This window comes from Acidovorax sp. 94, assembly GCF_003634645.1.
In the GTDB taxonomy this organism is placed as follows: domain Bacteria; phylum Pseudomonadota; class Gammaproteobacteria; order Burkholderiales; family Burkholderiaceae_C; genus Acidovorax; species Acidovorax facilis.
Map to the genome: position 1 here is coordinate 3748112 of NZ_RBJA01000001.1, position 22393 is coordinate 3770504.

At 65.1% G+C, this 22393-nt stretch carries 25 protein-coding genes; 11 read left to right on the plus strand and 14 right to left on the minus strand.

Annotation, left to right across the window (positions count from 1 at the left end):
- Nucleotides 1-44 precede the first annotated feature (44 nt).
- Complete coding sequence (locus C8C94_RS17315; protein WP_121422936.1) at nt 45-1553, plus strand: M48 family metalloprotease; 1509 nt, start codon at nt 45-47, stop codon at nt 1551-1553.
- Here the strand turns inward: C8C94_RS17315 and C8C94_RS17320 are convergent.
- The 3 genes from C8C94_RS17320 to C8C94_RS17330 all read right to left on the minus strand — a co-directional run bounded on the left by C8C94_RS17320 (nt 1521) and on the right by C8C94_RS17330 (nt 3232).
- Entirely contained in the window at nt 1521-1874 is a 354-nt protein-coding gene (locus C8C94_RS17320; RefSeq protein ID WP_055394559.1) for a phage holin family protein, read from the minus strand. The genes C8C94_RS17315 and C8C94_RS17320 overlap by 33 nt on opposite strands.
- An 86-nt stretch (nt 1875-1960) precedes the next feature.
- Nucleotides 1961-2419, minus strand: coding sequence for a hypothetical protein (locus C8C94_RS17325; RefSeq protein ID WP_121421589.1), 459 nt, complete (start codon nt 2417-2419; stop codon nt 1961-1963).
- Nucleotides 2420-2497: 78 nt separating this feature from the next.
- Entirely contained in the window at nt 2498-3232 is a 735-nt protein-coding gene (locus C8C94_RS17330) for a TerC family protein (RefSeq protein WP_055394555.1), read from the minus strand.
- A gap of 488 nt (nt 3233-3720) precedes the next feature.
- Between C8C94_RS17330 and C8C94_RS17335 the strand changes: the two genes are divergently transcribed.
- Together C8C94_RS17335 and C8C94_RS17340 are read left to right on the plus strand one after the other, a co-directional pair.
- Nucleotides 3721-4161 (plus strand): DUF3717 domain-containing protein, encoded by a 441-nt coding sequence (locus C8C94_RS17335; protein ID WP_121421590.1) that lies wholly within the window; start codon nt 3721-3723, stop codon nt 4159-4161.
- Between the two features lie 95 nt (nt 4162-4256).
- On the plus strand, nt 4257-4562 hold the full coding sequence (locus C8C94_RS17340) for a hypothetical protein (RefSeq protein ID WP_055394551.1): 306 nt from the start codon (nt 4257-4259) through the stop codon (nt 4560-4562).
- A gap of 75 nt (nt 4563-4637) precedes the next feature.
- Here C8C94_RS17340 and C8C94_RS17345 read toward each other — a convergent pair whose 3' ends face one another.
- Both C8C94_RS17345 and purB read right to left on the minus strand, forming a co-directional pair.
- On the minus strand, nt 4638-5198 hold the full coding sequence (locus C8C94_RS17345) for a YaeQ family protein (RefSeq protein ID WP_008903834.1): 561 nt from the start codon (nt 5196-5198) through the stop codon (nt 4638-4640).
- A gap of 79 nt (nt 5199-5277) precedes the next feature.
- Entirely contained in the window at nt 5278-6657 is a 1380-nt protein-coding gene (gene purB / locus C8C94_RS17350; protein WP_121421591.1) for an adenylosuccinate lyase, read from the minus strand.
- A 119-nt stretch (nt 6658-6776) separates the two neighbouring features.
- On the opposite strand from purB, the gene C8C94_RS17355 reads away from it, so the two are divergent.
- From C8C94_RS17355 to C8C94_RS17390, 8 genes are all read left to right on the plus strand, one after another.
- Nucleotides 6777-7391: a glutathione S-transferase N-terminal domain-containing protein gene (locus C8C94_RS17355; protein WP_055394547.1), complete on the plus strand. Its 615-nt coding sequence runs from the start codon at nt 6777-6779 to the stop codon at nt 7389-7391.
- A gap of 69 nt (nt 7392-7460) precedes the next feature.
- Complete coding sequence (locus C8C94_RS17360; RefSeq protein WP_121421592.1) at nt 7461-8177, plus strand: TetR/AcrR family transcriptional regulator; 717 nt, start codon at nt 7461-7463, stop codon at nt 8175-8177.
- Nucleotides 8178-8356: 179 nt separating this feature from the next.
- Nucleotides 8357-8944: a TRAP transporter small permease gene (locus C8C94_RS17365; RefSeq protein ID WP_121421593.1), complete on the plus strand. Its 588-nt coding sequence runs from the start codon at nt 8357-8359 to the stop codon at nt 8942-8944.
- A 23-nt stretch (nt 8945-8967) separates the two neighbouring features.
- Nucleotides 8968-10248 carry a TRAP transporter large permease subunit gene (locus tag C8C94_RS17370; protein ID WP_121421594.1) on the plus strand — a complete coding sequence of 427 codons (1281 nt, stop codon included), beginning with the start codon at nt 8968-8970 and terminating at the stop codon, nt 10246-10248.
- A 73-nt stretch (nt 10249-10321) separates the two neighbouring features.
- Nucleotides 10322-11326, plus strand: coding sequence for a TRAP transporter substrate-binding protein (locus C8C94_RS17375; RefSeq protein ID WP_055394539.1), 1005 nt, complete (start codon nt 10322-10324; stop codon nt 11324-11326).
- Nucleotides 11327-11409: 83 nt separating this feature from the next.
- Nucleotides 11410-12318: a shikimate dehydrogenase gene (locus C8C94_RS17380; protein WP_121421595.1), complete on the plus strand. Its 909-nt coding sequence runs from the start codon at nt 11410-11412 to the stop codon at nt 12316-12318.
- Between the two features lie 36 nt (nt 12319-12354).
- A complete protein-coding gene (locus C8C94_RS17385) occupies nt 12355-13254 on the plus strand; it encodes a VOC family protein (protein WP_121421596.1) in 900 nt (299 codons plus the stop codon).
- Between the two features lie 15 nt (nt 13255-13269).
- Entirely contained in the window at nt 13270-14175 is a 906-nt protein-coding gene (locus tag C8C94_RS17390; protein WP_121421597.1) for a sugar phosphate isomerase/epimerase, read from the plus strand.
- 30 nt (nt 14176-14205) lie between these two features.
- Here C8C94_RS17390 and C8C94_RS17395 read toward each other — a convergent pair whose 3' ends face one another.
- The 9 genes from C8C94_RS17395 to C8C94_RS17435 form a co-directional block, all read right to left on the minus strand.
- Nucleotides 14206-14661, minus strand: a complete 456-nt coding sequence (locus C8C94_RS17395) for a nuclear transport factor 2 family protein (RefSeq protein ID WP_121421598.1) — start codon at nt 14659-14661, stop codon at nt 14206-14208.
- Nucleotides 14662-14666: 5 nt separating this feature from the next.
- The gene (locus tag C8C94_RS17400; RefSeq protein ID WP_121421599.1) at nt 14667-15449 is read right to left on the minus strand and encodes an SDR family oxidoreductase; all 783 of its coding nucleotides are present in this window, start codon (nt 15447-15449) and stop codon (nt 14667-14669) included.
- Entirely contained in the window at nt 15446-15988 is a 543-nt protein-coding gene (locus C8C94_RS17405; RefSeq protein WP_121421600.1) for a DUF3833 domain-containing protein, read from the minus strand. Before C8C94_RS17405 ends, C8C94_RS17400 begins: the two co-directional genes overlap by 4 nt.
- A gap of 26 nt (nt 15989-16014) precedes the next feature.
- The gene (locus tag C8C94_RS17410) at nt 16015-17310 is read right to left on the minus strand and encodes an MFS transporter (protein WP_121421601.1); all 1296 of its coding nucleotides are present in this window, start codon (nt 17308-17310) and stop codon (nt 16015-16017) included.
- Nucleotides 17307-17804 carry a chalcone isomerase family protein gene (locus tag C8C94_RS17415; RefSeq protein ID WP_121421602.1) on the minus strand — a complete coding sequence of 166 codons (498 nt, stop codon included), beginning with the start codon at nt 17802-17804 and terminating at the stop codon, nt 17307-17309. Before C8C94_RS17415 ends, C8C94_RS17410 begins: the two co-directional genes overlap by 4 nt.
- Nucleotides 17805-17893: 89 nt before the next feature.
- Nucleotides 17894-19117: a cyclopropane-fatty-acyl-phospholipid synthase family protein gene (locus tag C8C94_RS17420; protein ID WP_121422937.1), complete on the minus strand. Its 1224-nt coding sequence runs from the start codon at nt 19115-19117 to the stop codon at nt 17894-17896.
- Nucleotides 19118-19143: 26 nt separating this feature from the next.
- On the minus strand, nt 19144-19935 hold the full coding sequence (locus C8C94_RS17425; RefSeq protein ID WP_121421603.1) for a DUF1365 domain-containing protein: 792 nt from the start codon (nt 19933-19935) through the stop codon (nt 19144-19146).
- Nucleotides 19932-21251 carry an NAD(P)/FAD-dependent oxidoreductase gene (locus C8C94_RS17430; protein ID WP_121421604.1) on the minus strand — a complete coding sequence of 440 codons (1320 nt, stop codon included), beginning with the start codon at nt 21249-21251 and terminating at the stop codon, nt 19932-19934. Before C8C94_RS17430 ends, C8C94_RS17425 begins: the two co-directional genes overlap by 4 nt.
- Before the next feature lie 244 nt (nt 21252-21495).
- Nucleotides 21496-22089 carry a glutathione peroxidase gene (locus tag C8C94_RS17435; RefSeq protein ID WP_233573502.1) on the minus strand — a complete coding sequence of 198 codons (594 nt, stop codon included), beginning with the start codon at nt 22087-22089 and terminating at the stop codon, nt 21496-21498.
- Nucleotides 22090-22393: the final 304 nt, after the last annotated feature.

Consider the following 22393-nt stretch of genomic DNA (forward strand, 5'->3'; position numbering starts at 1 on the left):
AACAAAAATGGCTTGTAGCGCTTGTTCAGAAAGCGCTAACAGCTATAATTTTTATAGCAAACAGCATTTTGTACGCACCAGTGGCGAGTGCCCAGACGGCCTTGCCCACCCTCGGCGACCCCAGCGACCTCACCACCAGCGCCGAGCGCCGCCTGGGCGACCGCATCATCCGCGAACTCTACAGAGACCCCGACTACATCGACGATCCCGTCATTGCCGACTATGTGCAAGGTATCTGGCGCCCTTTGATGGCTGCCGCCAAGGCGCGCGGGGAGCTCTCGCCGGAGCTGGATGAGCGCTTCGCGTGGGAGATCCTGTTGGGGCGCGACCGCACGGTGAACGCGTTTGCGTTGCCGGGCGGCTATCTGGGCGTGCACCTTGGCCTGATTGGGGTCGTTACCACCCGCGACGAGCTGGCCTCGGTGCTGGCCCACGAGCTCAGCCACGTCACCCAGCGCCACATCTCGCGCCTCATCACCCAGCAAAGCAAGCAGACGCCCCTGCTGCTGGGGGCGATGATTCTGGGCGCGCTGGCGGCCAGCAAGAATCCGGGCGCCACGCAGGCGCTGGTGGTGGGGGGGCAGGCGCTGGCCATGCAGAACCAGCTGAACTTTTCGCGCGACATGGAGCGCGAGGCGGACCGCATTGGCTACGGCCTGATGGCTCCTGCCGGGTTCGCGCCGCAGGGCTTTGTCAGCATGTTTGACAAGCTCCAGCAGGCCAACCGGCTCAACGACAACGGTTCGTGGCCATATCTGCGCAGCCACCCGCTGACCACCGAGCGCATGGCAGACATGCATTCGCGCCTTCCGCCCGGAGAGGCTGCCGCAGCGGCCACAGTGCCATCGACCTTGGAACACGCCATGGTTGCAGCGCGTGCCCGGGTATTGGCCAACCCCGGCGTGGACACCTTGCGCCAGTGGATTGCCGAGCCGCAAGGTTCCGGTTTTGCAGCCCTGCCCGCCTCCCGGCGCGTGGGCGTGCTGTACGCGGCTGCGCTGGGCAGCAACCAGCTTCGAGACGCTGCAGGTGCACGCGCTGCCGCAAAGAAGCTGGAGGACCTGGTGCGCAATGATGCCGCGGCCCACCGACTGGCAAAGCTGCTCGCCGCCGAGATCGAACTGGCAGCAGGCGACGCTGCGGCCGCTGTCAACGCACTGGCTGCCGATGCGAACAACACCAGCAGCGGCAGCAGCAGCAACCGGCGCCCTGAACTGGTTTTGCGCACACAGGCCTTGCTGCGCGCCGGGCGCGCTGGTGAAGGAACCAGCGCCCTGCAGACCTGGGTGGCCACGCACCCCCGGGATGCGACGGCGTGGCAGCTTTTGGCGTCCACCTGGCAGGCTCAAGGCCAGGCACTGCGCGCAGTGCGCGCCGAGGCAGAGGCCCACGCCGCGCGCTATGACTATGCGGCTGCGGTAGACCGCTTCAAGGCGGGCCAGGATCTGGCACGGCGGGGTGGACCGCAGGTGGACCACATTGAGGCGTCCATCATCGACACCCGGCTGCGCGCGGTGGAGTCACTTCTTCGCGAACAGGCCGCCGAGCGCTGATTCAATCAGCACACCCAGCAGCGAATAGATCAGCGACCCAAGCAGTGCCGCGCCGAAGCCATTGACGTGGAACCCGTCCAGTACGCTGGCGGCGGCCCAGAACATGAGCGCGTTGATGACGAAGAGAAAAAGGCCGACGGTGACGATGGTGACCGGCAGCGTCAGCACCACCAGCACGGGCCGCAACACCACGTTGAACAGGCCAATGACAAAGGCCGCGATCAGCGCGGAGGTGAAGCTCTGCACTTCCACACCGCTGTAGACATAGGCCACAAACAGCAGCGATGCAGCGCTGAGAAGCCATTTCAGGAGGAGTTTCATGGCCGGAGAATAGCACCGGCCGAGGGAACCAAGAAATGCGCAAAACGGGAGCCAAGCCCCTGGCAGTCAGCCCCCGCGCTGACTGCCTATTCGAAAGCCAGCATCCACAACGCTCCGCAACCCGTGAGCAGGCTGCCCAGCGTTCCTGGCATTGGCGACCAGCCTTTGTCCAGGCGCACAGGCGCAGGCTCCTGGGCCAAATCCGTCTTGGGCCGGCGCGCATCTACCACCTGGGCCATGGAGGCGCCTGCAGCCTGCAACTGATCGGTCAGCTCCGCCAGCGGCCCCTTGGCAAGTACGGTGGTCACTCTGTCCGTGGGGACCCGCAGCACGGGAAGGATCTGGGCAAACAGCTTGTCAGCCCACTTGGCGCGCCAGTTTTCACGGGCGCTGTGGCTTACCCACTTGCTGATGCGATGGGTCATCCGTGGCGCGCAGGCCACCAGCACCCATTGTGTTCTCGCGGCCGCGTCGCGCGCGAACAAAGGTGCCAGCACCTGCTGCGCATAAACCGCGTCGTCCACATACACGATGACTCTGTCCATACCGACTCCCATTGAGGACCAAGGACAAAAGGGGGCATAGAGCCCCCTTTTGTAATGGTCGGTTCCGTATGTCTGCCTTTAGCCCTGCTGCTCGGCAGGTGCCGCCGCCGCGCGGCGCGCAACGATGATCTTGCCAGCCAGCAGAACCAGCAGCGCACCCGCCACGCTGGCACCGTACTTGATCATGTCTGTCTGTGGCAGTTTCAGCATCCACTGCCACTTGTCGGGGTTCGAGAAAGCAGGGTCCGTCACCAGCATGCCGCCAGCGATCCAGCCCAGCAGCATGCCGCCCGCCGTGATGATCATCGGGAAACGCTCCATGAGCTTGATGACCAGCTGGCTACCCCAGACGATGATCGGGATAGAGATCAGAAGGCCCAGCACGACCAGCAGGAACTGGTGCTCGCCCGCATTCTGCGCAGCGCCCGCAATGGCGATCACGTTGTCCACGCTCATCACCAGGTCGGCCACGATGATGGTCTTGATGGCGGCCAGCAGCTTGTCGCTGCCTTGGACGTCACCGTGGCCCTCTTCATCGGGAGCCAGCAGTTTGACGCCAATCCACACCAGCAACAGCGCGCCCACGAACTTGAGGAACGGCAGCGCCAGCAGGGTCATCGCAAAGGCGATCAGGATCACACGCAGAACAATGGCCCCGGCAGTGCCCCAGATGATGCCCTTGGTACGCTGGGCCGGAGGCAGCTTGCGGCAGGCCAGCGCGATGACCACCGCGTTGTCGCCGCCCAGCAAGATATCGATGATGATGATCTGGCCGAGTGCGAGCCAGAATTCGGGCGAAGCCAAAAAGTCCATAAATTCCTCAGTATCAATACACGCGAAGGGGGAGTTCGCCGCCACTGTAGCGCCGAGTCCACCCAAGGGATAAAGGGCCTGCGGTCGGGGGATCAAGGACTGCCCTGACAGGGCAAGCAACGAAAGGACGGCCTTGATCAGCCCCAGCGGGCCCATCAAAGGTCTTGCTCAGCCCGGCGCCCTTGCGGTATGCGCTGAACCCGGACCGCCGGAAGCGATGTTTCGCTTCGTACTGACGACGGTTCCGATGCCTCGCGCCCCCACGCACCAAAATTTGGCAATGCCGGAATGCAAGTCGGGAGCTACTCCCCTTCGAAGCGTCGATTGGAACATCGCCCGCACGGTCGCGCAAGGGCAGCATGGTTGTGGTTATTGCGTACACGCCCCCTCAAGGGCCGCCAAAAAGGGGCCGAAGCTCCCTGCAAAACACCTTTGCCAGGGTTGCCTTGTCCGCGCGGCTATGATCCAGCCCCTTCGCTCAAACCTCCATGGCCGCCATCCACATCACCGACATCGAAGCTGCCATCAACCACTGGCGCAGCCGGGTGCCTTCGCCCGACGGAGTCTCCCTGGCCCCGGAGATCCGCGCGCTGGCTGAGGTCTATGCGCAGATGGTGTTCCGGCGCGAGGACGTGGTGGAAGAAGACCGCCTGCCCCCGGATGCCCTGGATGCCTGGCATGCCTGGTACAGCACCACGCCCGACACACCCTGTATCGCCATCTGCTCCACCAGCCAGGGCGACGACCTGTGCAAGGGGTGCGGGCGCACGTTTGACGAAGTGCAGTTCTGGCCCGCGATGGGCCCTGCCGAAAAACGCGCGGTGTGGCGACGCATCACGCTGGAGCACTCTGCGTGGCGGTTCAACCGCTATGCAGAACGGGCGGCCGAAGGGGTTTCCAAAGCGCCGGCGCCAGCGGGCGCGGCGTAACCCGTTCATTTTCTTTTCAACACGTCGCCCCGCCTCGCAAGCGTGCAAACACGCGGGGGCTGTACGCCCGGCGGTCAAACGGCTATGGTGGGCCCATGCTGCGCCTCACCCAAGCCCCGAACATCGCCATCGCCACGCTGTGGGCGGACTTGTTGTGCGAAGCGGGCATGACGGCCTCCGTGCAGCGCCAGTATCTGGGTGCCGCAGCGGGGCACCTGCCGCCGGACCAGTGCCTGCCCGAAATCTGGCTGGACTACGACGAACACGCCACCCGCGCACGCGCGCTGCTGCAGGAGCTTCAGGATTTGCCACAGCGCCGCTGGGCATGCCAGTGCGGCGAGACGGTCGAAGGCGGATTCGAGCAGTGCTGGCAGTGTGGCGCGCTCATGCCACGAGACTGAGTCAGAAACTACCAAATTGATAGCTGTTAGCGCTTATCCATCAAGCGCCAGAGGCCATTTTGACCAGTATTCCAGTCACTTCCAGCGCACGGGCTCCACATGCACACTGCCCTGCGTGCTGCTCAGGGTGATCGCGCCTTCCTGCACCGTAGCCTGCAGTTGCATGCTGCGCTCGGCCAGTTGCGCCAGTGCCTGGGATGCCTCCGTGGGGATGCGCCAGACCTGCAGCTTTTCCAGGCGTGACAGTTTGGTCTCGATGCCTTTCCACCAGATCTCGGCGGCGTGGTTGAAGCAGTAGACGATCACAGAATCGGCCTTGCTGCAGGCCTTGGTGAGCGGCTTGTCTTCGGGCTGGCCCACCTCAATCCACACGCGCTTGCGGCCGGTGAAGTCGGTCAGTGAGGCATCCGGGTCATCCGGGTCCGACAGACCCGCACCAAATGCCAGCGTGGCGTCGCCGTTGCAGAGGTCGTTGAGCTGGTGCGCCTGGATGGCCAAAGCAGCCAGCCGGACCATCATGCGCTCGTCGGTCTCGCTGGGGTGGCGGGCCAGCGTGAGGGCGTGGTCAGCGTAGTAGCCGTGGTCGATGTCGGCGATCTGGAGGTTCGCCTTGAAGATGGTGGATTTGATGGCCATGCAGCCTCACTACTAAATAGATAGCTGCCAGCGCTTTATCTACAAGCGCTGGAGGCCAGAAAGGCTATAAATCTGCAGGCTAGACGCGCCGTGCGAGTTCGGCGGCTTTGCCCACATAGCTGCCGGGCGTCATGGCCAGAAGACGGTCTTTTTCGGCCTGGGGGATTTCCAGCGAGGCGATCAGGCCGTGCAGCGCCTCGGCGGTCACGGTCTTGCCACGGGTCACTTCCTTGAGCTTTTCGTAAGCGCCCTGCACACCAAAGCGGCGCATCACCGTCTGGATGGGCTCGGCCAGCACTTCCCACGAAGCATCCAGGTCTTCGGCCAGCGCTTCTTCGTTCAGCTCCAGCTTGTTCAGGCCGGTCAACAGCGAGGCATAGGCCAGCGCCGCGTAGCCCAGGGCCACGCCCATGTTGCGCAGCACGGTGCTGTCGGTCAGATCCCGCTGCCAACGGCTGATGGGCAGCTTTTCAGACAGGTGCTTGAGCAGCGCGTTGGCCAGGCCCAGATTGCCTTCGGCGTTTTCAAAGTCAATCGGGTTGACCTTGTGCGGCATGGTGCTGGAACCAATCTCGCCCGCCTTCAGGCGCTGCTTGAAGTAGCCCAGGCTCACGTAGCCCCAGATGTCGCGCGAGAGGTCGATCAGGATGGTGTTGGCGCGGGCCACGGCATCGAACAGCTCGGCCATGTAGTCGTGCGGCTCGATCTGGATCGAGTACGGCTGGAAGGTCAGGCCCAGGCCCAGCGGCTCGGGTGTTTCGATGACCTTCTTGCTGAAGGCTTCCCAGTCAAACTCAGGCCAGGCGGACAGGTGGGCGTTGTAGTTGCCCACAGCGCCGTTCATTTTGCCCATGATCTTGACGGCGGCGATCTTCTCGCAGGCCGTTTGCAGGCGCATCACCACGTTGGCCATTTCCTTGCCCACGGTGGTGGGGCTGGCGGTCTGGCCGTGGGTGCGGCTGAGCATGGGCACGTCGGCAAAGGCGTGCGACATTTCGCGCAGCTTGAGCACGATGCGGTCCAGGCCCGGCAGGATGACCTGGTCGCGGCCCGAACGCAGCTGCAGCGCATGGCTGGTGTTGTTGATGTCTTCGCTGGTGCAGGCAAAGTGCACAAATTCGGAGGCCTTTTCCAGCTCGGGGCGCGCCTCGAACTTGCTCTTGATCCAGTATTCGACGGCTTTGACGTCGTGGTTTGTTGTTTTTTCGATCTCTTTGATGGCGGCGGCGTCAGCTTCGGAGAAGTTCTTGATCAGGCCGAGCAGATAGGCGCGGGCGCCCGTGGTCAGGGGCTTGAACTCGGCAAAACCGGCATCCGACAGGGCAATGAACCAGGCCACTTCCACCTGCACACGGCGGTGCATGTAGCCGTGTTCGCTCATGATGGGGCGCAGGGCGGCAAGTTTGCTGGCGTAACGGCCGTCAAGCGGCGACAGGGCGGTAATGGTGGACAGGCTCATGGCGCGCCATTGTAGGCGTGGTGTGTAAGCGCCACGCAGCCGTCAGCTTGCGGGCGGGCAGCTGCCGATAGAATCAATCTCGAATCGTTCAGCCTATCCCGCGCCCTGGAAGACACACCATGAAATTGATCGGAGCCACCGCCAGCCCCTACGTGCGCAAGGTACGTATCGTGATGGCCGAGAAAAAGCTCGACTACCAGTTCGTGCAAGAAAACGTCTGGGCAGACGACACCCATATTTCCACCTCCAACCCCTTGGGCAAAGTGCCCTGCTTGGTAATGGAAGGCGGCGAGGCCGTTTTTGACTCCCGCGTGATCGTCGAATACCTCGACACCCTGTCGCCCGTGGGCAAGCTGATCCCGTCGCAAGGCCGCGAACGCGCCGAGGTCAAGACCTGGGAGGCACTGGCCGATGGTGTGATGGATGCCGCCATCCTGGCCCGCCTGGAAGCCACCTGGGCCCACCGCAAGGACAGCGAGCGCAGCCAGGCCTGGATCGACCGCCAGCTGATCAAGGTGAACGACGGCCTCAAGTCCATGAGCCAGGGCCTGGGCGACAAGCCGTATTGCAGCGGCATCCACCTCAGTCTGTCCGACATTGCCGTGGGCTGCGCCCTGGGCTGGCTGGAGTTCCGCTTCCCCGACATCGCCTGGCGCAGCGAGTACCCCAACCTGGGCAAGCTGCTCGACAAGCTGATGCTGCGCCCGAGCTTCGCCGATACCAAGCCGTCCTGAGCGGCCAGCGAGAGCGGGCATTGGTTTTTTGAACCCCCTGCGCCGGGCTTGCCGTATGCTTGGGCGCTTATGAACGAAATGGTTCAAAACCCTCCGAAACCCGGTGATGTACGGGCCACCCGCCAGCGCGCAGCGCGCGAGGCCGCCACCACGCCCGGGGCGGACCGCGTGCGCGTCAACGACCCCGACCGCACGATGGCCAACATCCTGCAGGTGGCCACGGCGGAGTTTGCCGACAAGGGCCTGGCTGGGGCGCGCATCGACGAGATCGCGGCATTGACCAGCACCAGCAAGCGCATGATCTACTACTACTTCGGTAGCAAGGAAGGTCTGTATGTGGCGGTGCTGGAGGAGGCCTACCGCCGCATCCGGCGCATCGAATCGGAACTGCACCTGGAAGACCTGGCACCCGAGCAGGCCCTGCGCACGCTGGTGGGGTTCACGGTGGACTACCAGCTCGCCAACCCCGACTTCATCCGCCTGGTGATGAACGAGAACATGCACCGGGGCGAGTTCATCAGCAAGTCGGCCACGATCCAGGAACTGAACATCCCCGTCATCCATGCCGTGCGCGATGTGTACCAGCGTGGTGTGGCGGCGGGCGTGTTCCGACCGGACGTGGACCCGGTGGACCTGCACATGTCCATCTCGGCCCTGTGTTTCTTCAACGAGGCCAACCGCCACACCTTTGGCGCAATTTTCAAGCGCTCCCTCGACACCCCTGCCGCCACGGCGCAACGCCGTGAATCGATCATCGAGATGATCGTGCGCTTTCTGCGGCCCTGACCCTCCCGGCCTGGGCGCGCACACCGGCCCGCGTCAAAAAGCTCCTCATCAGCACCCTGCGCGCGCCGTGCATGGCTGCGTGCTGCCATGACAAACCATGCAGGGTTTGCACCTAGATCAAATACTAACCAGTTCGTACAAAATTCTTTCAGCGTTTCAATACAACGACTGGAGACACCATGTTTGCACTGGCCGACCGCGTGCTGCGGGGATACACCCGCGTGCTGGATGTACTGGCTGGCCTGTGCCTGGCGGTGATGGTGGTGCTGGTATTTGGCAATGTGGTGCTGCGCTACACCCTGAACTCCGGCATCACGGTGTCGGAAGAGCTCTCGCGCTGGCTGTTCGTGTGGCTGACCTTCATGGGCGCCGTGGTCGCGCTGCGCGAACACGGCCACCTGGGCACGGATGCGCTGGTGTCGCGCCTGCCCGCTGCGGGCAAGAAGGCCTGCCTGGTGCTGGCACAGATCGCCATGCTTTATGTGTCGTGGCTGCTGCTCAGTGGCAGTTGGGCCCAGATGCTCATCAACTGGGAAACCGAAGCGCCCGTGACCGGCGCCTCGGTGGGCATCTTCTACGCCAGCGGCGTGCTGATGGGCGGGTCGGGGATTGCCATCTTGCTGCACGACCTGCTGCGCACCCTGTTCGTTCCGCTGGCTGAGCACGAGCTGGTCATGGTGCAGGAGAGCGAAGAACTGGCGGCCCTGGCGCACCGCCCTGCGGGCACCGATGCATCCCACGAAGCGCCCGGCAACCACCGCCCCTGAACCCTCCGCACAGGCTCTCCACCATGACCGTCACCATCTTCCTCGGCTCCCTGCTGCTCGCCATGGCGATCGGCATTCCCATCGCGTTTGCGCTGCTCATCAGCGGCGTGGCGCTGATGTGGCATCTGGACCTGTTCGATGCGCAGATCCTGGCGCAGAACGTGATCAACGGCGCCGACAGCTTTCCGCTGCTGGCCGTGCCCTTCTTCATGCTGGCGGGCGAGATCATGAATGTGGGCGGCCTGTCCAAGCGCATCGTGAAGCTGGCGCTCACGCTGGTCGGCCATGTGCCCGGCGGCCTCGGCTATGTGGCCATCATGGCGGCGGTAATCCTGGCTGCCGTGTCGGGCTCGGCCGTGGCCGATGCTGCAGCGCTGGCCTCCCTGCTGCTGCCCATGATGGTGGCTGCGGGCCACAACAAGGAACGCTCGGCCGGGCTCATTGCGTCGGCCGGCATCATCGCCCCGGTGATCCCGCCGTCCATCGGTTTCGTGATCTTTGGCGTGGCGGCCAACGTGTCTATCAGCAAGCTGTTTCTGGCAGGTATCGTTCCGGGCATCCTGCTGGGGGTGGCGCTGGCCCTCACCTGGTGGTGGCTGGTGCGGCGCGAAGATGTGGCGCCCCCCAAGCGGGCCACCCGTGCCGAACTGGCCGTGGCCCTGCGCGAAGCCGTGTGGGCGCTGGGCCTGCCCATCATCATCCTGGTGGGGCTGCGCATGGGTGTCTTCACCCCCACCGAAGCCGCCGTGGTGGCCGCCGTGTATGCGCTGTTCGTGTCCATGGTGGTCTACCGCGAGCTGAGCTGGCACCAGCTGGCCGATATCTTCCGCGCCTCGGCCCGCACCAGCGCGGTGGTGATGTTCCTGGTGGCTGCCGCCATGGTGTCTGCCTGGCTGATCACCGTGGCCGACCTGCCCTCCAAGGTCATCGGCATGCTGGAGCCGTTCATGGGCAACCCAACGCTGCTGCTGATCGCCATCATGCTGCTGGTCATGGTGGTGGGCACGGCCATGGACATGACGCCGACCATCCTCATCCTTACGCCCGTGCTGATGCCGGTGGTCAAGGCTGCAGGCATCGACCCGGTGTACTTCGGCGTGCTCTTCATCATCAACAACGCCATCGGGCTCATCACCCCACCCGTGGGCACGGTGCTCAACGTGGTGGCCGGGGTGGGGCGCATGTCCATGTCGCAGGTCACACGCGGCGTCACGCCCTTCATGCTGGCCCAGTTGGCCGTGATGTTCCTGCTGGTGCTGTTCCCCTCCATCGTCATGGTGCCGCTGCGCTGGTTGAGTGGTTGACCCCCATCTGCGCCCCGGCCCTTTTCTTTCCGCTCCGTTTCTGCCCCGCCTAAAAACCCAAGGAGACATTTCCATGAAGCTGCTCAAAACCCTGCTCGCCACCGCCCTCGTTGCCGCGTCGCTGCTGTCCGCCGCGCATGCCCAGGAGCGCACCATCAAGTTCGCCTTCCAGAACCAGAAGGACCACCCGCAGGCCCAGGGCGCGCAAAAGTTCGCCGACCTGGTGGCGGCCAAGACCGGCGGCCGCATTGCCGTCAAGCTCTTCCCCGGCGGCACGCTGGGTGGCGACCTGCAGACTGTATCGGCGCTGCAGGGCGGCACGGTGGAAATGACTGTGCTCAACGCCGGTATCCTGGCCGCCCAGTCCAAGGAATTCGGCATCTACGACTTCCCGTTCCTGTTCGCCACGCCCCAAGAGGCCGATGCCGTGACCGATGGCCCCTTCGGCAAGAAGCTGCTCGACAAGCTGCAGGCCAAGAACCTGGTGGGCCTGGGCTACTGGGAGCTGGGTTTCCGCAACCTCACCAACAGCAAGAAACCCATCACCAAGGCCGAGGACATCGCGGGTCTCAAGATCCGCGTGATCCAGTCGCCGATCTACATCGACCTCTTCAACGCGCTGGGCGCCAACGCGGTGCCCATGCCTTTCCCCGAGCTGTACACCGCCATGGAACAGAAGGCCGTGGACGGCCAGGAGAACCCGTTCTCCACCATCCTGTCGTCCAAGTTTGCCGAGGTGCAGAAGTACCTCACCGTCACGCGCCACATGTACAACCCCCAGGCCGTGATCGTGAGCAAGAAGTTCTGGGACAGTCTGAACCCCGCTGACCAGAAGGCGCTGAACGACGCCATGGCCGAAGCCACGACCTTCCAGCGCGGCGTGTCGCGCGTGCAGGCCAACGTGGCGCTCGAAGACCTCAAGAAGGCGGGCATGCAGGTGTCCGAGTTCTCGCCCGCCGAGCTGGACAAGCTGCGCGCCAAGGTGAAACCCGTCGTTGAAAAACACAGCGAGAAGGTGGGCGCCGAGACCGTGCAAGAGGTCTATTCCACGCTGGCCAAACTGCGCGGCGGCAAGTAAGCCACCACTGCAACCCCTGCGCTGCCGTGCGGTGAACACACCACCAACCCGGCAGCGCGCTCACCCCGCATTCCGCCCGCCCCATGAGCCTCCAGCTCCTCGATCCCCCGGTCATCCCCACCACGTCCACCATGTCTTCCACTAGCCCCCGCAAGGTGCTGATCGGGCTGATCGGCGCCGGCATCCAGAAGTCGCTGTCGCCGGCCCTGCACGAGGAAGAGGCGCGCCACCACGGCATGCGCCTGCACTACCAGCTCATCGACCTGGACCGCTCGGCGTCGTCGGCGGAGCATCTGCCCACGCTGTTGTCGGCGGCGCGCATCATGGGCTATGCGGGCTGCAACGTGACCTACCCCTGCAAGCAGGCCGTGATCCCGCACCTCGACAGCCTGTCGGAAGAAGCGCGCGCCATGGGCGCAGTGAACACGGTGGTCATCCGCGACGGACAACTGGTAGGACACAACACCGACGGATCGGGCTGGGCCTGGGGCTTTACCCGCGCGTTGCCCGGCGCTGACCTGCGCCGCGTGGTGCTGCTGGGCGCGGGTGGCGCAGGCGCCGCCATTGCGCACGCCGTGCTGCGGCTGGGCGCCGAGCACTTGAGCATCGTCGATGCGCAACCCGAGCGTGCGGCGCAGTTGGCAGCCGACGTGAATGCGCTCTACGGAGCCCGTGCCGAAGCCTCCGACATCCAATCGGCCATGGCGCAGGCCACCGGCCTGATCCACGCCACGCCCACGGGCATGGACAAGCTGCCCGGCCTGCCGCTGGATGTGGGCCTGCTGCGCCCCGCCATGTGGGTGTCCGAAGTCGTTTACTTCCCGCTCGACACCGCCCTGTTGCAGACCGCACGCGCGCTGGGCTGCCGGGTGTCGGACGGCGGTGGCATGGCCGTGGGCCAGGCCGTGGGCGCGTTCGAGCTGTTCACTGGCGAGGCCCCGGATGCGGCCCGCATGGACGCGCATTTTCGCCGCCTGGTCAGCGCCCGCTGACCCGTTCCGTGCACGACAACACAAGGAGCTGAACCCATGAGCACCCCGATGGTGGCCACCCGCGAAGCGCTGGGCGACATGCCCAACCCCCTGGGCCTGCAGGGCATCGAGTTCATCGAATACGCCACCAGCCGCCCGCAGGCGCTGGGCCAGGCGCTGGAGCGCATGGGCTTCCAGCCCGTGGCACGCCACCGCTCGCGCGAAGTGCTGCTGTACCGCCAGGGTGACATGAACATCATCGTCAACGCGCACCAGGACACCGAACGCACCGGCGTGCATGCGCCGCCCGCACTCACGGAAACACCGGTGCTGGCCGCCATCGCCTTCCGCGTGAGCAATGCAGCCGCAGCATTTCGCCGCGTGCTGGAACTGGGCGCGTGGGCCGTGCACACCGAGGTCGAGGTGATGGAGCTGAACATCCCCGCCATCCACGGCGTGGGCGCGAGCCGCATCTACTTTGTGGACCGCTGGAAAGAGTTCTCGATCTACGACGTGGACTTTGTGCCCATCCCCACCGTCAACCCGCGCCCGCCCGCGCTGCAGGGCCTGCACCTGTTTGGCGTGGTGCAGTACATCGGCCTGGGCCGCGCAGCAGACTGGATTCACTTCTACGCGGAGTTGTTCGGCTTTGCCGAGCTGGCACCTGACCAGTCGTTTGGCGTGCTCACCCATGGCCGCATCCTGGCCAGCCCCTGCGGCACGCTGCACTGGCAGCTGATTGAACCGCTGGTCGATGCGCTGGATGCCGACCCCGAGGAGCTGCTGCAGCGCGTGGCCTTTGGCACACCCGACGTGCTGGCCACGGTGCAAGCGCTGCGTGCGCGCGGCGTGGAGTTTGTCGAGTCGCCCACGGGCGTGCACACCGGCACGCGCGGTGCCCTCACGCGCGCCGACACCGCATCGCCCAGCTTCGAGCTGGTGCTCGACGCCCGCTGAGCCTGGAGACCGCCCATGCGCCAATCCACCATGCAACGCAACATCGCCGATTTCGGCATGGACACCATCAGCCTGGCGGGCCCACTGGAGGCCAAGCTGGCCGCCGTGAAAGCCGCCGGCTTCGGCCAGATCATGCTGGCCGCGCGCGACATCGTGGGCCACCCTGAGGGCATCAAAGCCGCTGTGGACGCGGTACGCAACAGTGGCCTGCGCGTGACGGGCTTTCAGGTGTTGCGCGACTTCGAGGGCCTGTCGGGCCACCTGCACAGCTACAAGGTGGACATTGCCAAGCAGATGATCCTGATGGCGCGCGACCTGGGCGCGCCCGTGCTGCTGGCCTGCAGCTCCACCTCATCCCACGCCACGGCCGATGCCGAGGCGATTGCGCGCGACCTGCGCAAGCTCGCCCTGCTGGCGCTGCCCCATGGCATCCGCGTGGCGTTTGAAGGACTCTCGTGGGGACGGCACATCAACGAGGTGCACCAGGCCTGGGCTGCAGTGGAGCAGGCCGATTGCCCCAACCTCGGTCTGGCCATCGACTCGTACCACCAGTTCGCCACCAGCACGCCACTCTCGGCCCTGGAAGACGTGGACCCCGCCAAGATCTATCTGGTGCAGCTGTCAGACTTCATGTGGCAGGAGACTCGCACGATGCAGGAGCGCATCGAGACCGCGCGGCACTTTCGCGTGTTCCCTGGCGAGGGCGTGCACAGCCAGGCCCTGGCCGAGCTGGTGCGCACGCTCGATGGCATGGGCTACCAGGGCGACTACAGCTTCGAGGTTTTCAACGACGACTACCAGCAGCTGCCGCTGCCTTATGTGGCGCAACGCGCGTGGAACAGTGCGCTGTGGCTGGCGGAGGGGGTGCTGCAGCGCGCCGTGCCGCTGCCCGGACACCCGCGCATCAAGACCCTGGCGTGACCAACAGGTCGAAGCGGCAGCGGCCAACGATCAGCTGTTGGCGCGCTTCTTGAGCCAGCGCATCAGCGCGCCCACCACGGGCAGTTTTTCGTACAGCTCTTCGGCCGCGTCCCAGTAGTCGCGGTGCAAGGTCACCAGGCCTTGTTCGTCCAGCACCAGGTGCGAGGCGCCGCGCACGGTCTGCATCACGCCCTTCTCAAAGTTCTTGAAGGCAAACAGGAAATCCCAGGTCAGAAAACATTGCTGACCCTGCACCACGCGGCCGGTGACCACAAAACGCGGCTGCTCCAGTGCCTCGAACATGTGAGCAAAAATGCCCTGGATGGCGGGCATGCCCACCACCTCGTTGAACGGGTCCTTGAAGCGCGCCTGAGGCGCATAGAACTGGCCGATGGTCGCCACATCGGCGGGCGACAGGTTTTCAAAGAACGCAATGACGCGCGTAACGGATTCTTCCGTAGCGATCGTGGTTTCCGGTGGGTACATACAGTTCAAAGACCTGTGAATTTGCGAACCGCCGGAAAGTACCACCGATACGGCAGCACGCGCAGCAGTTTCATCACCCGGGTGAAGCGCTTGGGAAAGTGGATGTCGAAATGCCCCCGCTCCCAGCCCTGCACGATGGCCGCCGCCGCTGCTTCGGGTGAGATGAGGGCCGGCATGGTGAAGTCGTTGCCCGCCGTGAGCGGCGTGGCCACAAAGCCCGGGTTGATCACGCTCACGCCCATACCCAGGTCATGCAGGTCCAGGTAGAGCGCCTCGGCCAGGTTGATGAGCGCGGCCTTGGTGGGGCCATAGGCCAGGCTCTTGGGCAGCCCCCGAAAGCCCGCCACGCTGCTGATCAGGCTCACATGGCCCGGGCGCCCGGCCTGCGCTGCGGTCAGCATGGCGGGCAACGCACCAGCCAGCACATGCAGCACGCCGTTGTAGTTGATCTGCTCGTGGCGCAGCATCACGTCCAGATCGAAGTCGGTGGCGCGCATGTCGCGGTAGTAGCCCGCGCAATAGCACACCATGTCGGGAACACCACCCGCCAGCACCTGCGCGGCGGCGGCCTGCACCTGTGCCGGTTCGGCGGTGTCAAAAGCCAGCGCCGTGCTGCCGGGGTGCTGCCGGGCAAAGGCGTTCAGCGCATCACCACTGCGCGCCGACACGATGACCTGCGCGCCGCGCGCATGCAGCGCAGCCGCTGTGGCCCGGCCAATGCCGCTGCTAGCCCCGATGAGCCAGGCCCGGCGGCCATGCCAGTCGCGCAGGGGAGGATTGAGGCTCATGGTGCGCGTTTGGTGAAGGACAGGGTGATCTCGCCCAGGCGAAATCCGAACTTACTCATGGTGGCGCGGTTGAGCATCACACGGTCATCGATGAGGTACATCCAGTCGTCCAGGTCCACGTTGTAGACCTTGCCATCCACAGGCAGGGCCAGCGTGTAGTTCCAGCGGAAGGCATTGCCACGCGTCTGGCCGTTGGCCGTACCCACCACATCGTCGGCGGTGCCGGTGTAGCGGCCGTCGGCATGCTTCGTCAGCCGCCAGATGCGGCGTTGCGTGGTGCCGTCGGAGTAGGTGAAGGCTTCGTCGAGCACGCCCTCGTTGCCTTTCCAGCTGCAGTCCATGACCACGGTGAAGCGCTTGACGATCTGGCCGCTGCGGTCCTGGAAGATGCCGTAGGCGTCGATCTTGCCGTTGAAATACTGGGCCAGGTCCAGCACCGGTTTTTCGCTGGCGTAGCCATCGAGGTTCTGGCTGGCGCAGCCAGACAGCACCACAGGTGCGGCCACAGCGGCCGAAAGGAGGAGACGTCTTTGCATCATGGTGGTGGGCCTTGGTCGGTTCGAATTCAAACAATCGCCGCGCCACGCGGGCGCCGCAGAATGAGGAGATAGAGCGCGGCCGCAGCGGTGAACTTGAGCACGCAGGGCAGCACCGCATAGGCCAGGCCGAGGGTCTGCAAACCGTCATCGCTTCGCATTCCAGGGCTGTAGCCCAGCCATCCCAGCAGGGGCAGCGCCAGGCCTGCCGCCAGTGCCAGGTTGAGCTTGGTGGCAAAGTTCCACCAGCCAAAGTACGCGCCCTCGTGCTGGCCACTGTCGCCCTCGGCGGCAATCACGCCAGCCAGCAAGGCGCTGGGCAGGGCCAGGTCGGTGCCCAGGGCCACGCCGGACAGCGCGCAGACGACGAGAAACGGCACCACATCACCCGCGCCCAGAAACGCAGTCCACACAAACACGGCAATCGCCAGCAGCATGCCCGCCAGCCAGGTGCGCGCCAGGCCCCAGCGCGCCACGGCATGCAGCCACAGCGGGATGGACAGCGCAGCGCACACGAAATAGGCCGCGAGGAACATGGGCTCCTGCGCGGGCGGGGCCTGCAGCCGGTCCTGAATAAAAAACAGCACCAGCGTGGCCGGTATGGCGCTGGCAATGCCGTTGAGCATGAACACCGCCAGCAGGCGGCGGAAGGCAGGGCGGCCCCAGGGCCGCCACAGGCTGGCGCGCTGCGGGGGGCGGTACACACCGGCCACGGCGACACCCGCATGCGCTGCGGGGCGCGGGGCTCTGGTCCAGGCCCACCAGCCTAGCAGCAGGGTGATGGCAAACACACTGAGCATCATCGGCAGGCCCAGCAGCGCGGGCAGCACCGATGCCAGTACCACGCCGACCAGTGCAGCACCCTCGCGCCAGGCCACGATGCGGCCACGCTGCAGCTCGTCACCGCCCAAGCGTGCGCCCCAGGACTGGTGTGCGATGCTGAGCTGGCTGTAGGCGGTGTAAGTGATGAGCAATGCCACCAGTGCCCAGGCAATGAGCGCATCGGCCCCGCGCACCAGGGGAAAGAACAGGCTGGTCAGCCCCAGTGCCAGCACCACCGCCGACACTGCGCCCACCGCCAGTACGGCGCGCACCGAACGGCCGAAGAGGTAGTCAGACAGGCGGCCCAGCAGCGGGTCGGTGAACGCATCAAACAGCCGCGCCGCCAGCAGCACCGAGCCCAGCGTGGCCAGTGGCATGCCAAATTCGCGCGCATAGTGGTTGGGCAGCAGCACATACAGCGGCAGCGCCACAAACGCCAGCGGCAAGCCCAGCAGCCCATAGGCCAGGCCTGCGCTGGCGCGGATGGGCTGCGTGGAGGTCATGGTTGGCCTGCAGTGCGGGTGGCGGCCAGCAATTCCTGGCGCAGCCCTGGTTCGGAGGTCTGCGGAGACAGCCAGATGCCAAAGAACAGGCGCGAGAACTCGGCGTCCGGCACCTCACCGACGACACGCCCCGCCATCTTGAACACCGCACCCACGCCCGGCTGGTGAATGCCCAGCAGGCGGTCGCCCGACTTCACATCCGGCAACGCGGCCTGCAGCGCCTGCTGCCAGCGCGTGGCCTGTTGGGGCGTGAAGCTGCCCACGCGGCGCATCTCTTCCAGTGAGCGTTTGGCGATGGCCTCGGCCGTGAAGTCGCGGTGGTAGGTCAGCTCCAGCGCCAACGGCTGGGCGCCGTAGTTGTCTGCGTCAAAGCCGGGCTGCACCCACAGGCGGGCGCGGTAGATCTCGAAGCCCAGAAACCGGAGCACGCCCTGGCCCGCCAGGCGCACGCCTGACAGGGGCGTGGCGGTGGCCGACTCTGCCGCCTGGGCCATTGGCACGGCCTGCGCGATAGCGGAATTTGAATAAAAACAGGCTCCAGCGCTTATCCATAAAGCGGTAATAGCTATGTTTTTCATAGCATTCAATCCTTCGCCAGCGTGTACTGCACCAGGTCGATGTTGCTCATCGCAAATGCCGCTTCGCAGTACGCCAGGTAGAACTCCCAGATGTGCAGGAAGCGCTGGTCAAACCCCAGCTGCAGGATTTGCGTGCGCTGCGCCAGAAAGCGCTCGCGCCAGCGCTTGAGGGTTTCGGCGTAGTCCTGGCCAAACGCAAACTCGTCGACCACGCGCAGGCCTGCCGCCTCGGCCTCTCGGCGGAACTCGCGCGGACACGGCAGGCAGCCTCCGGGGAAGATGTACTGCTGGATGAAATCCGTGGAACTGATGTAGCGCTCGAACAGGCTGTCGTCGATCACGATGCTCTGGATGCAGGCCTTGCCACCGGGCTTGAGCAGGCGGTTCACCGACTGGAAATAGGTGGGCCAGTATTCGCGGCCCACGGCCTCGACCATCTCGATGGAGCAGATGGCGTCGTACGGGCCGTCCTGGATGTCACGGTAGTCCTGCAGGCGCAGGTCGGCGTGCTCGGCCACCCCCTGCTGTGCCATGCGCTTTTGCGCGAATGCGAGCTGCTCAGTGGAGAGTGTCACTCCCGTCAGGTGGGCGCCGAATTCCACGGTCGCCATCTCGGCCAGCGCGCCCCAGCCACAGCCAATTTCCAGCACCCGAGAATTTGGCTGCACCCCCGCCATGCGCAGCGCGCGGCGCACCTTGGCGTGCTGGGCTTTGCGCATGTCGCCGCCTGCATCGCCCTCGAACCAGGCGGACGAATAGTTCATTGTGTCGTCCAGCCAGAGTTCGTAGAACGCGTTTCCCAGGTCGTAGTGGGCGTGGATGTTCTTCTGGCTGTTGGCGCGTGTGTTGCGGTTGAGCAGGTGTTTGATGCGATACAGCAGACGCCCGGCCCAGGTGCCGTAGATCACGCCTTCCACCTGCTGGCGGTTGGCGATGAAGAGCTTGAGCAGGTCGGTCAGGTGCGGCGTGGTCCAGTCGCCCGCGATGTAGCTCTCGGCAAAGCCGATGTCGCCCGACCGGAGTGCGGCACTGCACACGTTCCAGTTCTTGAGCGTGATGGCCGCCGAGGGGCCATCACCGTGGCCGAAGTGCTGCAGCGTTCCGTCGGGCAGCTGCACCGTGAGGTGGCCATGCTGCAGGCGCTGCAGCAGCTTGAGCGCCGTGCGGGCGGCAGCGGGGGTGCCAGCGGGCAGGGCCAGGGCGGTGCGGGGGGCGGTGGTGGAGTTCATGGCGGCGTTCTCGTTCGTCATGGAATTCAGCGGGTCACGATGGATGCAGGCGCCTCGGGCTTGCGGTGGAAACGCACGCGCTTGAGCCACAGCTGCAGCGCGTGCCAGTGAATGCGGGCAATGATGGCCAGCGTCATGGCGGGGTAGCCCCAGAGCGCCTGGCGCAGGGTCTGCGGGGTGATGGCCTGCAAGGTGCCGCTCACGCTGGTCTGGAGGAGTGGGCCGGTGTCGTCGTCGTGGTCGATGCGCACCACAGTGCGGCCCGCGTCCTGCGCCCCCGCCTCGGTGCGCATGAAGCGGAACCGGTAGCCCCCGTTCACCTCGCAGAACGGCGAGACGTGGAACACCTTGCGCGCCTGCTGTTCCACGCCGTACTGCGGCGCATCGAGCAGGTAGCAGTGGCGCTCGCCAAAGGTGTTGTTGACCTCCACCACGATGGCGCGCAGGTGGCCGTCGGCGCGGTGGCAGTACCAGAAGCTCACGGGCTTGAAGGTGTAGCCCAACACACGCGGGTAGCAGTGCAGCCAAACCTCGCCGGTGGCGTCGGTGATGCCTTCGGTACGCAGCAGCTCGTCCAGCCAGGCCAGCGCACCACCCTGTGCGGCACTGCGGCCGTCGCCGTGGTCCACGTCATGGAAGCTGATGGCGCCACGCCGGTTCACCGCCAGCGCGCTGCCCAGGCCGGGCAGGCTGCGCATGGGCAGCATCAGAAAAAACGTGGAGTAGGCAAACGCATGCCGCCGGGGCCTCAGCCGCGTGTGGCGCACCTGGCCGAAGCCGATGAGGGGCGCTGCGGGTGGGGCCGGGGCGTGGCTCACGCAGCCTCCGCCAAAGGCGCTGGCAGGGCCGCCAGCAGTTGCTCGGCCACGGCCAGGCCGGACTTGAGGCCGTCTTCGTGGAAGCCGTAGCCCGTCCAGGCGCCGCAGAACCAGGTGTGCTGCTGCCCTTGCAGCTTGCCCACCTGCTGCTGCGCGCGGATGGCGGCCATGTCGAACACCGGGTGGGCGTATTCGTAGCTGCCGATCACGTGTTCGGGCGCTATGTCGCGCACCGGGTTGAGCGACACCACCACAGGCTGCGCAAAGGGCACGGGCTGCAACTGGTTGATGAGGTAGTGCAGGCACACGCGGGCCGACTCGCGGCTGCGCTGCGGGGCACGTTCGTAGTTCCACGCGGCCCAGGCGGCGCGGCGCTCGGGCAGCACGGACGTATCGGTGTGCAGCACGGCGCGGTTGGCCTGGTAGCGAACGGAACCCAGCACCGCGCGCTCGTGCGGCGTGGGCTGTGCCAGCAGGGCGAGCGACTGGTCCGAATGGGTGGCCAGCACCACCTTGTCAAAGTGCTCGGTGTGGCCTGCAGTCACCACGCGCACACCGGCGGCGTCACGCTCGATGCGGCGCACGGGGGTGTTCAGGCGCTTGTCGGCAATGCCTGCGACGATCTTGTCCACATAGTGACGCGCACCGCCAGACACCGTCCACCACTGCGGCCGGTTGCTCACCTGGATCAGGCCATGGTTGTGGCAGAACCGGATCATGGTGGCCACGGGGAATTTCAGCATCTGGTCGGTGGGACAGCTCCAGATGCAGCCCAGCATGGGCAAGAAGTACCAGTCACGGAAGGCGTCGCCAAAGCGGTGCTCGCGCAAGAAGTCTCCCAGGGGCTGCATCAGCGCGGCCTCGGCCTGCTTTTCGGCAATGCGCGTGCAAAGCTTGTTGAAGCGCAGCAGGTCGCGCAGCATGCCCAGAAAGCGCGGGTTGACCAGGTTGGAGCGCTGGGCAAACACGGTGCTGAGATTGGTGCCGCTCCACTCCAGCGCGCGGCCGCCGCCAGGGCCGCTCAGGGCGCCCGGCGCCTGCACCGAGAACGACATGTCCGACTTGGCGGTCTCCACGCCCAGCTCGGCCAGCAGGCGGATCAGTTGGGGGTAGGTGCGCTCGTTGAACACCAGAAAGCCGGTGTCCACGCCGTGGGTGACTGGGTTGCCTGACGCATCGGGCAGGGTGACATCGACGGTGTGGGTGTGGCCACCGAAGTAGTCGCCCGCCTCAAACAGCGTGATGTCCGCCTGGCCGCGCAGCTGGTGCGCGACCGAGAGCCCCGAGATGCCGGAGCCGATGATGGCGATTTTCATGACCGGCTCCCTCTGGCCGGTGCACGGAATAAAAAGGTTGCGAAGCGTCCCGAAACGAATAAGAGAGGGAGGGAGGAGAAGCGCTCCAGGAGGTCAGTCGGAACCCGGGGGCCCGAAAGGCTTCGCAACGTTAAAACTGTACGCTGCGCAATCGTCTTGCGCAATGGATAGAGTGGGGTCACGCTGGCGAAGTTCCAGAGGCTCACTGTATTTTTTTTCAAGAAATGTAAAGAAGTCATGGCGGTCACCGGGGCACAGGCTGGTTCAGCTGTTGTTCGATGGCCCGCACCAGGCCCTTGTTGTCTGGGGCGGTCAGGCTGGAGTAGCTGTCCACCAGCTTGCCGTCGCGGCCTAGCAGGTATTTGTGGAAGTTCCAGCGCGGCGCTGTGCCCGACAGCTGCGCCAGTTGCTGGAACAGCGGCGAAGCCTCGGGGCCCTTCACGCTGCTCTTGGCGAACATCGGAAATTTCACGCCAAAGGTGTTTTCGCAGAAGTCAGCAATCTCCTTGTTGCTGCCTTTTTCCTGGGCAAAGTCGTTCGACGGGAAACCCAGCACCACCAGGCCCTTGTCTTTGTAGCGGGCGTACAGCTCCTCCAAGCCCTTGTACTGGCCCGTAAAGCCACAGAAGCTGGCCGTGTTCACCACCAGCACCACTTTGCCGCTGTACTGGCACAGCGACTGAGGCTTTTCGTCCTGCAACCTCGCAAACGTGTGCTGCAGCGTGGCCGGGCAGCTTTCGGAACCCGCCGCGCGGACCGGGGGGGCATAGCCGACCGCCACCGCAACCAGCAACAGAAGGCTGGCGGCCGAAAGAAAGTGTCTTTTAGAGGTGTTCATAGGACTTGGGATCGCAGTGGGTGTGGGCAATTTAACCATTCCATCATTTTTTGTCCACATGAGTTTTTATTTGGACTGATTGGTTTACGGGAATGGGAACCGCTCGGATTCAAAGTCCTGCAAAAGGAAAGGGTATTGCGGGCGCGCTCGGGAACGGGGCGACAGGTGTCGCACGGCTGAAGGTTTGCCATCGTGGTGGCAAGAGAGGGGGAGTTCCGGGCACAAGCTGCCCGCCAGTGGCGCTGGGCGCCGTTGGGTGGCGTGGGCCTGCGCCAGCCCACCCGCTGCAGGTGGGGGGATGCGC